The organism is Simplicispira suum, from assembly GCF_003008595.1.
In the GTDB taxonomy this organism is placed as follows: Bacteria; Pseudomonadota; Gammaproteobacteria; order Burkholderiales; family Burkholderiaceae_C; genus Simplicispira; species Simplicispira suum.
Genome location: NZ_CP027669.1, coordinates 1,122,709 through 1,136,617, shown reverse-complemented (window position 1 = coordinate 1,136,617; position 13,909 = coordinate 1,122,709). Strand labels below are relative to the sequence as shown.

The 13,909-nt window shown below is 68.0% G+C and carries 8 protein-coding genes and 1 tRNA gene; all 9 read left to right on the top strand.

Annotated features, from left to right (window positions below; all coding sequences use genetic code 11):
- Nucleotides 1-18: 18 nt before the first annotated feature.
- The 9 genes from rplQ (at nucleotide 19) to C6571_RS05295 (ending at nucleotide 13,888) form a co-directional block, all read left to right on the top strand.
- Complete coding sequence (gene rplQ / locus C6571_RS05330; protein WP_106445774.1) at nucleotides 19-414, top strand: 50S ribosomal protein L17; 396 nt, start codon at nucleotides 19-21, stop codon at nucleotides 412-414.
- 18 nt (nucleotides 415-432) lie between these two features.
- Nucleotides 433-509, top strand: a tRNA-Met gene (locus C6571_RS05325).
- Nucleotides 510-629: 120 nt separating this feature from the next.
- Nucleotides 630-4,229, top strand: coding sequence for an exodeoxyribonuclease V subunit gamma (recC, locus tag C6571_RS05320; protein ID WP_106445773.1), 3,600 nt, complete (start codon nucleotides 630-632; stop codon nucleotides 4,227-4,229).
- A complete protein-coding gene (gene recB, locus C6571_RS05315; protein WP_211300696.1) occupies nucleotides 4,226-8,011 on the top strand; it encodes an exodeoxyribonuclease V subunit beta in 3,786 nt (1,261 codons plus the stop codon). Before recC ends, recB begins: the two co-directional genes overlap by 4 nt.
- Nucleotides 8,008-10,005 carry an exodeoxyribonuclease V subunit alpha gene (gene recD, locus C6571_RS19680; RefSeq protein ID WP_170094623.1) on the top strand — a complete coding sequence of 666 codons (1,998 nt, stop codon included), beginning with the start codon at nucleotides 8,008-8,010 and terminating at the stop codon, nucleotides 10,003-10,005. Before recB ends, recD begins: the two co-directional genes overlap by 4 nt.
- Before the next feature lie 32 nt (nucleotides 10,006-10,037).
- On the top strand, nucleotides 10,038-10,397 hold the full coding sequence (locus C6571_RS05310; RefSeq protein WP_106445772.1) for a DUF2946 family protein: 360 nt from the start codon (nucleotides 10,038-10,040) through the stop codon (nucleotides 10,395-10,397).
- A gap of 77 nt (nucleotides 10,398-10,474) precedes the next feature.
- A complete protein-coding gene (locus C6571_RS05305; protein WP_106445771.1) occupies nucleotides 10,475-12,808 on the top strand; it encodes a TonB-dependent receptor in 2,334 nt (777 codons plus the stop codon).
- Nucleotides 12,809-12,818: 10 nt separating this feature from the next.
- Entirely contained in the window at nucleotides 12,819-13,373 is a 555-nt protein-coding gene (locus C6571_RS05300) for a YcnI family copper-binding membrane protein (protein WP_106445770.1), read from the top strand.
- Between the two features lie 20 nt (nucleotides 13,374-13,393).
- Nucleotides 13,394-13,888: a copper chaperone PCu(A)C gene (locus C6571_RS05295; RefSeq protein ID WP_106445769.1), complete on the top strand. Its 495-nt coding sequence runs from the start codon at nucleotides 13,394-13,396 to the stop codon at nucleotides 13,886-13,888.
- Nucleotides 13,889-13,909 lie beyond the last annotated feature (21 nt).

Genomic DNA, 13,909 nt, shown 5'->3' with positions numbered 1-13,909 from the left:
CAGAAAAGGATAAGCACCATGCGTCACGGACTCGGCCTTCGCAAACTCAACCGCACCAGCTCGCACCGCCTCGCGATGCTGCGCAACATGATGAATTCGCTCATTGAGCACGAAGCCATCAAGACCACGCTACCCAAGTCGAAAGAACTGCGCCGCGTCGTCGAACCCATGATCACCTTGGCCAAGGTGGACACGCTGGCCAACCGCCGCTTGGCATTTGACCGCCTGCGTGATCGCAACAGCGTGACCAAGTTGTTCACCGTGCTCGGCCCGCGTTTTAACGCACGCCCCGGTGGTTACACCCGTATTTTGAAGATGGGTTACCGCGTGGGTGACAACGCGCCCATGGCGTTTGTGGAACTGGTGGATCGCGGTGAAGAAACTGCGGCAGCGCCCGCAGACGATAAAAAATAAGTTATAATTTCAGCTTGCCGCGCGATGGAGCAGTCTGGTAGCTCGTTGGGCTCATAACCCAAAGGTCGGAGGTTCAAATCCTTCTCGCGCAACCAGCTTTAAAACGCCCACCCTTGGTGGGCGTTTTGCATTTCGGCGGCGCGTTTGGGGGCGGAGGCAGCAAATGCTGGCTGCCGCGCCTTTGCCGTTGATGCGAATGGAGTCCATGCCGCCGTATGCCAGTCGCACCGTCACCTCGTTCTACCCCTCTTGCGGCAGGCCTGATTGCCCTGCAAGGCAACCGCATTGAGACCTTGGCAGACACGGTCTTTGCCTGGCTGGGGCGCCACCCTCTGGGCGCACTTGAGACCGAGGTCGTCTTGGTGCAAAGCAATGGCGTGGCCGAGTGGTTCAAGATGGCGCTGGCTGAGCGCAGCGGCGTTTGCGCGGCGGCGCAAGTGCAATTGCCGGCGCGTTTTCTCTGGCAAAGCTACCGCCAGGTGCTGGGCGCAGCTGCGGTGCCCACGCGTTCTCCAGTAGACAGGGCGGCGCTCACTTGGCGTTTGCTGCAGGACTTGCCAAGTCTCGCCACACAGCCAGGCTTTGAACCGGTGGCTGCCTTTTTGCAGGGCGCAGACGCCGAGCGGCTGTGGCAACTGGCCGGCCGGCTCGCTGATCTGTTCGATCAATACCAGGTCTACCGCCCCGACTGGCTGGGCGACTGGGCTGCAGGCGACGATCGCCTGCGCGCGCCTGGGCGTGGCGAGATACCGGTTCCACCAGATCAGCAATGGCAGCCGCTGCTGTGGCGTGCCGCGCTGGCGCGGCTTGGTGATGCAGAGCGTCGTTCGATCCGCCCACAGATTCACCAGCAGGCGCTCGCCAAGCTGCGCGATGGAACGACCCTTGCGGAGCCACTGGCCCGCCGGGTGGTGCTGTTTGGTGCGACGCATCTGCCCTTGCCAGTGCTTGAGATGCTCGCAGCCATCGCGCGCCATAGCCAGGTGCTTCTTGCCATTCCCAACCCTTGCCGATTTCATTGGGCCGATGCCGTCGATGGCCGCGAGTTGCTGGCCATCTCGCGCCGGCGCCAGCCGCTGCGCAACGGGGTGGATCTGGCCGCCGTACCGCTGGAGAGCCTGCATGCGCACGCCCATCCCCTTCTGGCCGCCTGGGGGCGCCAGGGCCGCGATTTTGTGCGCCAGCTCGACGCGTTTGACGAAGCTGCCCTCGCGCAGGAGCAAGCGACGCTGCCGCGACTGGACCTGTTCGTCGAGGGCGAGGCGCCCGACGCTCCTTTGCTCACGCAAGTGCAAAACCGGATACGCGACCTGGTGCCGCTGGCTGAGCATCCGCCGGTCGTGCTGGTACCGCAAGACCGATCCATCGTTTTCCATAGCGCCCACAGCGCACTGCGCGAAGTGGAGGTATTGCACGACCAGTTGCTGGAGCTGCTTGCCCGTCCGCCGGGCGGCGCCCCGCTGGCGCCGCGCGACATTGTGGTCATGGTGCCCGACATCGAGAAGTTCGCGGCCGCAGTGCGAGCGGTGTTCGGCCAGGTGCCACGCAGCGATCCGCGCTTCATCCCCTGGGGCATTGCCGACTTGAGCGCGCGGGCCAGCCACCCGTTGGTGGGCGCGCTCGACTGGCTGCTCCGACTGCCGCAGCAGCGCTGCACGCTCAGCGAGTTGCAGGGTTTGCTGGATATACCGGCCATCGCGGCGCGGCTCGGCCTGGCGAGTGGCGACGCGGAGCAATTGGCGCATTGGATGGCGGGCGCCGGCATCCGCTGGGGGCTCGACGCCGACCAGCGTTCGGTCCTGGGGTTGGCGGCCTGTGGCGCACAGAACAGTGTCGTCTTTGGGCTTGAGCGCATGCTCCTGGGCTACGCCGCAGGCACTGGCAGCTTTGACGGTATTGAAGCCTGGAACGAAATCGGTGGACTTGCCGCCGAATTGGTCGGCGCGCTCGCCGCGCTCGTTGCGCGTCTCAAGCATTGGGCGCAGCAGGCGGCAGAACCCGCTGCGCCACTGCAATGGGCAGAGCGGTTTCGCGCGCTGATGGCCGACTTCGCCGAAGCCACCGACGAAGCGGATCGCCAGACGCTGCAGGCCCTGGAGGCCGCACTGGGCGACTGGCTGCGCGACTGCGACGACGCTGAATTTTCCGACGCCATTCCCCTCGACACCGCCCGCCAGGCCTGGCAGCAGGCACTGGACGCTCCGCGCCTGGCGCAGCGCTTTCGCGCCGGGGGTGTCACGTTCTGCACGCTGCTGCCGCTGCGTGCCATCCCCTTCGAGGTGGTGTGCCTGCTAGGCATGAACGACGGCGACTACCCGCGCCGCAGCCCGCGCAGCGACTTCGACCTGATGGCGCTGCCCGGCCAGGCGCGCCCTGGGGACCGGTCCCGCCAGGGCGACGACCGGCAGTTGATGCTCGAAGCCCTGCTGTCGGCCCGCCGCGTGCTCTACGTGAGCTGGGTGGGCCGCAGCGCACGCGACAACAGCGTGCAGCCGCCGTCGGTGCTGGTGGCACAACTGCGCGACTACCTGGTTGCGGGCTGGGGCGAGGGCGCCGTGGCCGAGCGGAGTACGGAGCACCCGCTGCAAGCTTTCAGCCGGCGCTATTTTGAAAGCGACGAGCTCCAAGGGGGCGCGGGCGCAGCGTCCTGGTTTACCTATGCGCGGGAGTGGCGGGTAATGCATGAAGTGCTGCCCGGCTCCGATGCGATGCCTCTGCCGGTTTTATGGGAAGGCCAAAACGTCGAACTGGAAAGCACCACGCTTTCCCAGCTGGGTCGCTTCATTCGCCACCCGGCGCGGGCCTTTTTGCGCGAGCGGCTCGCCGTGGTGTTCGATGCTCCAGAGGAGGATGTGGGCGACGATGAGAGTTTTTCCGTCGCAGGGCTGGACAGCTACCAGATCACAAGCGAGCTGCTCGACACGCTGGATGCCGCCTGGACCGCCGATGCCAACACCCTCGCCGAACCTTTGCTGGGCGACGCCATCGCTCGCCTGGGGCGCGCCGGCCGCCTGCCGCTGGCGGGGCTGGGGCAGCGTGCACAGGTCCAGCTCATGGACGAACTGTTGCCACTGGCAGAGGTTTGGCAGGCGCAGCGCGCGGTTTGGAGCGCCCCTGCGCCGCGCTTGCGCGTGCTCTGGTCTCCCGAGAATACTCCTGATTTGATAGCTTCAAACGTTTATCCAGTAAGCGATAGAGGCCAATCTTACCTAAAAAAGCCCACGACCATTGCGCTCGACGACTGGATCGAACCCATTTGGCGCGCCGAGGACGGCCGGGACGCGCTGCTCACCCGCACGGCCTCGCGTGTGCTGGCCAAAGCCAAGGCCAAAACTGCGCCGCACCCGCGACCGGAAAAGCTCCTCGGAAGCTGGCTGCAAGCCCTCGCCGCTGCAGCCAGTGGCCAGGCGCTGCATGGCGTGCTGGTCGCTCGCGACGCTTTGCTGACCTGGCCGCCCATGGATCAGACGTCTGCCGAGAGCAACCTGGCTATTGTTCTTGCCTTGTGGCAGCAGAACCTGCGCGGCGCCGCGCCGTTGCCTCTTCCGCTGGCGACCACGCTTGCGCAGGTGGAAGGCCGCGCTGCCGACGCCGTATACGACGGCGCGGGTTCCAACCAAGGCCCTTCGCCCGAAGCGAGCGAACCCGAGTGGGAGCGCTTCTACCCCGACTTCGAAGCGCTGACAGCCGACGGCCAGTTCGAGGCGCTGGCGCCACTCCTGCATGCCTGCCTGGCGGACTGGGTGGCGAAGGAGGTGCAGGTCACTTTGCACCCCATGGCGCAGGCGGACGCCGAGGAGGAGAGCGACGCATGAGCACGTCACCCCATCCGGTTGCCGACTCGGCGGTGCTCGACCCGCTGCATTTCCCATTGCATGGCAGCCGCTTGATCGAGGCGAGCGCCGGCACCGGCAAGACCTGGACCATTGCGGCGCTCTACGTGCGGCTGGTGCTCGGCCACGGCGGCGCCGAAGGCTTGGGCCGCCCGCTCGCGCCCGCCGACATTCTGGTCATGACCTTCACCCGCGCCGCCACGCGCGAACTGTCCGACCGCATCCGCACCCGGCTGGCCGAGGCGGCGCGCGTACTGCGCGGGCAATGCACGCCACAGCCACACGACAGCTACCTGGCGGCGCTGCGCGATGCTTACCCTGCCGGCCCAGTGCGCGAGCAGGCGGCCTGGCGGCTGGCCAACGCGGCCGAAGGCATGGACGACGCGGCCGTCCAGACCATCGACGCCTGGTGCCAACGCATGCTGCGCGAGCACGCCTTTGACAGCGGATCGCTGTTTGACGAAGCGCTGGATGCCGACGAAGCGTCCCTGCGCGCCGAGGCTGCGCGCGATTACTGGCGCCAGCAGGTGTATCCGCTGGATCCACAACTTCTGGAGCGGGCGCTTGGCGTTTGGCCGACTGTTGAGGCTTTGATCGACGACGCCCGCGCGCTCGCCACCACCGAACTCCCAGTGGCTGCGGGCCAGGGCAGCCTGGCCGAATGTCTGACCTCGGCCGACGCAGGCTACGCCGCCGAAATTACCGCACTCAAACAAGGCTGGGCCGAGCGGGCCGAGGCGCTGGCGCAATGGACTGAGGTGCAAATTGCCCTGGGCAAATCGGCCTGGGATGTGGGCAAGCTGCGCAGCGTGCCCAAGTGGCTTCGGGACGGCATTGCCGCCTGGGCGAACAGCGATGAGGCGGCCGCGCTGAAACTTACTTCCCTCGCCGTGGAGCGCCTGCGTCCCGAAGCCCTGCTGGCGCTGCGCGGCGAGGGCGCAGCGGCCGCACCCCTGCCCGAAGCCTTTGCCGCCATCCCTGAGCTGCTGGCAGCGCAGCAGCAGTTGCCGGCGTCCGATGTGGCTTTGCGCGAGCATGCCGCCGCCAACATTCAGCAGCGGCTGGCTGCGCTCAAGCGCCAGCGCGGAACCTTTGGGTTTCATGACCTGCTGCTGCGCCTGGACCGCGCCCTGGCCGGAGCGCATGGCGAGCGCCTGCGCGCACGCATCCTGGCGCAGCACCCGGTGGCGCTGATCGACGAGTTTCAGGACACCTCGCCGCTGCAGTACCGAATTTTTGAGCGGCTCTACCGTCCGCAAGACAACGACCCGGCCACGGCGCTGCTGCTCATTGGTGACCCCAAGCAGTCGATTTACGCCTTTCGCGGCGCCGACATCGACAGCTACCTGGCCGCGCGCCAGGCCACGCGCGGGCGCCACGCCATGCTGGCCACCAACCACCGCTCGACGCACGCGCTGGTGGCTGCGGTCAACCATTGGTTCACGCACGCGGAAACCCGAGACGGCGCAGGCGCATTTGGCTATCGAGACGATGGCGAAGAGGTCAGCGCGGCAGAAGGCCGCGAACCCGACCCGCTGCCCTTCGTCCCGGTGCAAGCGCGCGGGCGGGCCGAGCATTTCGTCGCTGCCGACGGCGTCGTGCCCGCCATGAGCCTGGTGCACGCCCTGGAGCCGGCGCCTGCGCCAGTGCAGCGCGCCCGCTTTGCCGCGCACTGCGCAGAGCAGATCGTCGCCTGGCTCAACGACCCCGCTGCCGGCTTCGCCCAGAGCGACGGAAGCTTCACCCGTCTGTGCCCCGCAGACATTGCCGTGCTGGTGCGCAGCGGCAGCGAGGCGCAGGCCATGCAGCGCGCGCTGCGCCGGCGCGGCCTGGCGTCGGTGTACCTGTCCGACAAGGATTCGGTGCTTAAGAGCCGCGAGGCGCGCGACCTGCTGTGGTGGCTCCAGGCCGTGGCCGAACCCCTGGACGCACGCCGGCTGCGCACCGCGATGGCCACGGCCACGCTGGCCCTGCCCATCGCCGAACTCGAGCGCCTGGCTACCGACGACGCCGCGCTGGAACTGCGCAGCGAACAACTGCGCGCCCTGCATACCGTGTGGCAAACCCAGGGTGTGCTGCCCATGTTGCGCCAGACCCTGCACCAGTTGGACCTGCCGGCGCGCCTGCTGCGCGAGCCCGGAGGCGAACGGCGGCTGACCAACCTGTTGCATCTGGCCGAGCTGCTGCAGCAGGCCAGCAGCACGCTGGACGGCGAACGCGCCCTGGTGCGCTGGCTGGCCGGGCAACTGCAGCAGGAGGCCGCTGCGGCGGACGAGCAGATCGTGCGGCTCGAGAGCGACGCCGATCTGGTGCAGATCGTCACCGTGCACAAAAGCAAGGGCTTGGAATATCCCGTGGTCTGCCTGCCCTTTGCCTGCGCCGTCCGGCTGGTCAAAAAGAAGAAGCACAACCCCGCCGTGGCCCTGACCAACGCGCAGGGCGTGCGCGCCATGCACCTGCAAATGAGCGACGCAGAGTGGGAGCAGGCCGAGCAGGAGCGCATGCGCGAAGACCTGCGCCTGTTCTACGTGGCGCTGACGCGCGCGCGCCACGCCCTGTGGCTGGGATTTGCGGCCGTCAAGGACGGCAACGCCAAGCGAGCCAACACCCACCGCAGCGCCGCCGGCCAGTTGCTGGCGGGCGGCGATCCGCTGGGTCCCGAGGAATGGCTGAACGCGCTCTCGCAGTGGGCGTCAGCCCAGGCAAACATCCACCTGCAGGCATTGGCCGACGGCCCGGCTCCCTGCACCGCATTCGCCCCGCGCGGCGCCCAGCCGGCCCTGCGCGAGAGCCTGCCCTACGCCGCAGACTTTGACCGCCGCTGGGGCATCGCCAGTTTTTCGCAACTGGTGCACGGCGTGCCCACTGCCCAGGCGCTGGGCGCCTTGCAGCCCACGCAGCGCATGCCGGCCGACGACGAGGCATTGCTGCCAGAAGCCCCGGAAGCTGTCGATCGCATCCTGCGCGTGGGGGCTTTCGCCGAACCGGGACAGAGCGGAGAGCTGTTTCCTGAGGCTCCTCCCGCCTGGCACCGATTCCCCTGTGGCGCGCTGGTGGGCAATTTTCTGCACGAGCAACTGGAATGGCTGGCGGGCGAGGGTTTTGCGCTCGCGCCCGACGGCCCCTTGGCCGAGCGACTGCGAAAGCGCTGCGAGCGCGCTGGCCGCGCGACCTGGGCCGGCGACACCGTCGCCTGGCTCAGCGCGGCCGTGGCGCTGCCGCTGCCGCCGCTGGGCGTACCACTCAATCAACTCACGACGATCCTGCCCGAAATGGAGTTCTGGCTACCGGCGGCGCGTCTGCCCGCGCCCGTGGTGGACGCGCTGTGCCGCACGCATTTCCTGCCCGGCCTGGATCGGCCGGCGCTGCCGCAGCGCGAACTGCACGGCATGCTGATGGGCTTTGCCGATCTGGTGTTCGAGCAGGGCGGGCGCTACTGGGTGCTGGACTACAAATCCAACTGGCTCGGTGCTGACGCTGCCGCCTACACCGCACCGGCGCTGGCGCAAGCCGTGCTTGCGCACCGCTACGACGTTCAGGCCGCGCTGTATCTGCTGGCCCTGCACCGCCTGCTGCGCGCGCGCCTGGGCGATGCCTATGCGCCCGAACGCGATCTGGGCGGAGCGCTGTTTTTCTTTCTGCGCGGCATCGACGCGCCCAGCGCCGGCGTGCTTGCGCTGGCGCCGCCGTTGGCGCTGATCGCTGCGCTTGACGCACTGCTACAGGGCGGCGATGTGGCCGCTGCACCGGAGGCGCAAGCATGAGCACCGCGCCCAGCGCTCCGGACCCACGCAGCGCCGTGCTCAGCGGCCTGCGCGCCCTGGCCGATGCCGGTCTGCTGCGCCCGCTCGACTGGGCGTTGGCGCAGTTCATCGCCGAGCGCGACCCCGAAGCGGCGCCCGAGCTGCTGGTGGCCAGCGCGCTGCTCGCGCATTTCGAGGGCCAGGGGCACAGCTGCCTGCCGCTGGGCGGATTGCGCCATCGCTTGCTGCAGCTCTCCGGCTGGCGCATTGCGGGGCAGGAAGCTCTCACTGCGCTGGTGCAGAGCCTCTCGCCGCGCAGCGCGGACTGGCTGGCCGCGGTGCGCGCCAGCCGCTGCGTCCAGGCGGCCCACACCGCCGATACCGACGCCCCGCTGGTGCTGGGCGGCTCGCCGGCTGCGCCCTTGCTCTACCTGCGGCGCTACTGGAACTTCGAACAGCAGGTGGCGCAGGGCCTGCGCGGGCGCGCCGCGCCACCGCTTGATGTCAATGAAGCCATGGTGCGAGCCTGGTTGGACCGCTTGTTCGATCCGCTGCCGACCGGCGGCTGCGATTGGCAAAAGCTCGCCTGCGCCATTGCCCTGCGCTCGCGCCTGACCATCGTCACCGGCGGGCCGGGTACCGGGAAAACCTATACCGCCGCGCGCCTGCTGGCGGCCTTGCCGGCGGTGGACAGCGCGCCCGAGCGCCTGCGCGTAGCGCTGGCCGCGCCCACCGGCAAGGCAGCGGCGCGCTTGCGCCAGTCGCTGGAGACGGCGCTCACGGGGCTGCAGACCCGCGTTGGCGACGCCCTGGATCTGGGCGCGTTTGCCGCGCGCATCGGCCCGGCGCGCACCTTGCACGCGCTGCTCGGGGCACGCCCCGGAACACGGCGTTTGCGCCACCACGCGGCGGCGCCCCTCGATGTGGACGTGCTCATCGTTGACGAAGCCTCCATGGTGCATCTGGAAATGATGGCCTCGCTGCTGGCTGCTTTGCCCGCCCATGCCCGCCTGGTGCTGCTGGGCGACAAGGACCAGCTCGCATCGGTGGAGGCCGGTGCCGTGCTGGGCGATCTGTGTGAAGGTGCGGAGCAGGGCCATTACGACGCGGGCACGGTGCGCTATGCGCAGGCGGTAGCCGGCGTGGAGATTCCTATGGCGCTGCGCGCGCCATCCGGCGTCGCGCCGCTGCTCGCGCCGAACACGGTGATGCTGCGCGCAAGCCACCGCTTTTCCGGCTCCATTGGTGCACTGGCGCTGGCGGTCCATGGGGGGGACGGCGCGCGTGCGGCGAAGCTGTTGGCCAGCGACGACAGTGGCGCCTTGCAGTCGCTCGAAGCGGTCGATCCCCAGGCTGCTGTCGACCTGGCGCTCGCCGAGGGCCCGGCGCCGAGCTATCGCGACTACCTCTTGCGTTTGGCCATCCGGCCCGCCAGCGCAAGCGACGCCGACCACAGCGCCTGGGCCGCTGCCGTGCTGGCCGCTTTCGAGCGTTTCCGCCTGCTGTGCGCGGTGCGCGAAGGCCCCTGGGGGGCGGAAGGTTTGTCGCGCGCCATTGAGCACGCCGCGCGCAGCGCCGGGCTGCTCGCCGGGCCGGGCGCCTGGTATGCCGGACGCCCGGTGCTGGTCACGCGCAACGACGCCGAGGCCGGTGTGTTCAATGGCGACGTCGGACTGGCCCTTTCGGCTGTCGGCGGCGCTGGTCTGCGCGTGTTTTTTGCCGATGGCCCCAGGCTGCGCTCGGTCAGTGTGGCGCGGCTGGCGCATGTGGAAACCGCGTTCGCCATGACGGTGCACAAGGCGCAGGGCTCGGAGTTCGAGCACACCGCGCTGGTGCTGCCGCCGCAGGCCGGTGCGCTGCTTTCGCGTGAGCTGGTCTATACCGGCATCACGCGCGCGCGCCAGGTCTTTACGCTGGTGGCGCCGCGTGCCGGGCTGCTGGCGCAGGCGGTGCAACTGCGGACGCAGCGCGCCAGCGGCTTGCAAGACCTGCTGCGGCGCGAAGCGGTGCAGTAGCCGGGCGAGCGCGCCGCCTACAATCCCTGTCCATGCAAACCTTGCGCCGCTTTCGCGCTCTCGCCAGCTTCATGCTGGTGTGGTTTGCCATGTCCATCGGCGTGGCGACGGCGTCGCCTTTCGTCAACCCGCAATCGGTGCAACTGGTGTGTTCGACCAGCGGCGACATCAAGCTGCTGGTGCTGGGCGACGACGGCGCGCAGGCGCAGCGCGGGCATACGCTCGACTGCCCGCTGTGCGTGCACTTTGGCAGCGCGGCGCCGCCGCCTGCGCCTATCCGTCTGCCGCAGGCGCTGCCGCTGGCCCATGCCCTGCGCCCCATTCCCGCTGCGCACATTGCTGCGCGCACGGCCGCGCCGCTGCCGGCGCGCGGGCCTCCGCTTCATTCCTGAATTGATATCAAAACCATAGCTGCTAGCCCTTTCTGGGTGAGCGCTAGTGGCCTTTTTGTTTGATTTCAGGAGTTTCCATGCGTTGTAACCGCATGGCCTTGGCCATCGCCATTGCCTTTCCGTTCAGTCTGTCCGCGAATGCCCAGACGAGCGATGTCCCCGTCAAAGAACTGGGCATGGTCACCATCACTGGCGGCCAGCCGACCTCGCTGCCGACGCAGATCCCCACCACCATGGAGGGCGTCACGGGCGCGCAGATCGAGCAGAGCATCAACGCCACCGACAGCGAAGACGCGCTCAAATACTTCCCCAGCCTGCTGGTGCGCAAGCGCTACATCGGCGACTACAACCACGCCATCCTCTCCAGCCGCGCCTCGGGCACGGGCAACAGCGCGCGTTCGGCGGTGTACGCCGACGGCATCCTGCTGTCGAACTACCTGGGCAACGGCATCGGTGGCCTGTCGTTTCCGCCGCGCTGGGGCCTGGTGACGCCCGAGGAGATCGAGCGGGTCGATGTCATGTACGGGCCGTTCTCCGCCGCCTACCCCGGCAACTCGGTGGGCGCGGTGGTCGATTACGTCACACGCATGCCCACGAAATTCGAGGCGCACGCCAAGATGGGCTATGTGTCGCAGCCTTTTGAGCTCTACGGCACCGACACCACGGCCCGCAGTTGGCAGGCCAGCACCTCGGTGGGCAACAAAAGGGGCGACTGGGCCTGGTTCCTCAACTTCAGCCACACCGACAGCCAGGGCCAGCCGCTGACCTTTGCCACGCGCACGCTGGCCAGCGGTACGCCCGGCACGGCCGGCACGCCGGTCACTGGCGCGGTGCCCGGCCTGAACGGCGCCAATGCCCCCTGGTGGATTCTGGGCAGCGGCACGGCGTACACCACGCAGCAGGACCACTTCAAGGCAAAAGTAGCCTGGGACATCACGCCCAGCTTGCGCGCCGCCTACACGCTGGGGGTGTGGCAAAACCAGTCGCAGGGGCGGCCGGTGTCGTACCTGCGCGATGCCGCCGGCCAGCCGGTCACGAGCGGCGCTATCAACATCGGCGGCCGCAGTTATGCGCCTTTGAGCGGCGGCGATTTCGCCTTGACCAACGAATCGCTGCTGCACACCATGCACGGCCTGTCGGTCAAGCGCCACACACAGGGCGTGTTTGACTGGGAAGTAGCCGCCAGCCTCTACGACTACGGCAAAGACCAAAAACGCCAGAACAGCGCCGCCAATACCCTGCCCGGCGCCGCGTCTGGCGGGCCCGGCACGCTGGCAGACGGCAAGGGCACGGGCTGGAACAACCTGGCACTCAAGGGCATCTGGCGCCCGGCGGGCATGCAGGGCGCGCACATTGTTGACTTCGGCTTCCAGCAGGACCACTACCAACTGGACTACCTCAGCTCCGCCATCCCGGGCAACTGGCTGCAGGACGGCCCCGGCGCGCGGGTGAGCGAGGTGGGCGGAAAGACCCGCTTGCAAAGCCTGTACGCGCAGGATGCCTGGTCGTTTGCCCCGCGCTGGAAGACGGTGCTGGGCCTGCGCGGCGAGCGCTGGAGTGCTTACGATGGCCGCACCGCCATCCCGGGCGCCGCGCCCGCCATCGACACGCGCTGGGCCGGGCGCAGCGAAACGCACCTCTCGCCCAAGGCAGCGCTCTCCTGGCAGTGGCTGGCGGACACGGTGCTCAAGGCCTCGGCCGGCCGGGCGGTGCGCTTTCCGACGGTGAGTGAGCTGTATGGCGCCACTTCCACCGCGAACGCGCAGTACCTCAACGACCCGAACCTGCGGCCGGAAAAATCCTGGACCACCGAGCTAAGCGCGGAAAAAGACCTGGGCAATAGCCTGCTGCGCCTGACGCTCTTCACGGAGGACACGCACGACGCGCTCTACACCCAGACTACGCTCGATACCGTGGCCAACCGCAACGTCAGCCGCGTGCAGAACGTGGGCCGCATTGCCACCAAGGGGCTGGAACTGGCCTGGAGCGGCAGCGACGTGCTGCGCCGCGGCCTGGACCTGAACGCCAGCGTCACCTACGCCGATTCGGTCATCATGGACAACGCGGGTTTCGTCGCGGTGCCGGGCGACACCCTGGGCAAGCGCCAGCCCAATGTCGCCAAGTGGTGCGCCAGCGCGCTGGCGAGCTACCGCTGGAACGCGCGCTGGAGCACCTCGATCGGCGCGCGCTACAGCAGCCCGCAGTTCCGCACGCTCAACAACAGCGACGTGAACGGCTTCACCTACATGGGCGTGAGCCAATTTTTCACCGTGGACCTGCGTGCGCGCTACCAGGTCAACAAGCACTTGGCGGCGTCCTTTGGCATCGACAACGCCAACAACTACCCGTTCTGGAATTTCCACCCCTATCCGCAGCGCAGCTACGTCGCGGAACTCAAGATCGACCTCTGAAAGAACCACCATGCCTTCAAATACTCTGAAATTTGTAGCTATCAGCGCTTTACTGGTAAGCGCTAGCGGCCTTTTTAGCCCTGCAAACGCACACATCACGCTGGAATACCAGGTGGCCCATGCGGGCAGCAGCTACAAGGCCACGTTCCGCGTCGGCCACGGCTGTGGCGAGTCGCCCACGCGTGAAATTGCCGTGACCTTGCCAGCCGGTGTGGACGGCGCCAAGCCCATGCCCAAGCCGGGCTGGACGGTTGCCATCGAGCGCGAGAAGCTGGCCCAGCCGCGCAGCGACCACGGCAAGACCGTTACCGAGGAAGTGCGCCGCATCCGCTGGAGCGCCAAGACGCCGGCGGATGCACTGCCCGGCGATTTCTACGACGAGTTCGTGCTCCAGGCGCACCTGCCCAGCCAGGCCGGAACGATCTACTGGCCGGTGGAGCAGCTCTGCGAGCAGGGCCGCATGGACTGGACCGAGGTGCCCGCTGCCGGCCAGAAGCCGCACGACCTCAAATCCCCCGCCGCCGCGCTGGATCTGCTGCCCGCAGCCGGCGGCCATTCCCACTAAGTTTTTCACAGGAGCCCACGATGACTATGCAACGTTTCACCACCCCCCTGCTGCTCGCCGCGACCTTGCTGGCCGGCAATGCCTATGCCCAGGGCGCCGCTCCGGCCGCCGTCGATGGCGCCTGGGTGCGCGCCAGCGTCCAGGGCCAAAAAAGCTCGGGTGCCTTCATGCGCATCACCGCCAGCGAGCCGCTGCAACTTCTGCGCGCCGAGACGCCCGCAGCCGGCCACGCCGAAGTGCATGAGATGAAGATGGACGGCAACGTCATGAAGATGCGCGCCCTGCCGGAACTCGATCTGCCGGCCGGCAAGGCGGTGGAGCTCAAACCGGGCGGCTACCACATCATGCTGATGGACTTGAAGGCCCCGTTGGCCAAGGACACGCAGTTGCCGCTGACCCTGGTATTCAAGGACGCCAAGGGCGATGAGCGCCGCATGGAGCTGCAGTTGCCGGTGGCAACGATGGCACCTGGTGGCCCAGCGGCCCCCATGGCGATGCCCATGCACAAGCACTGAGCGTCCGGCAAACCCGTGCGC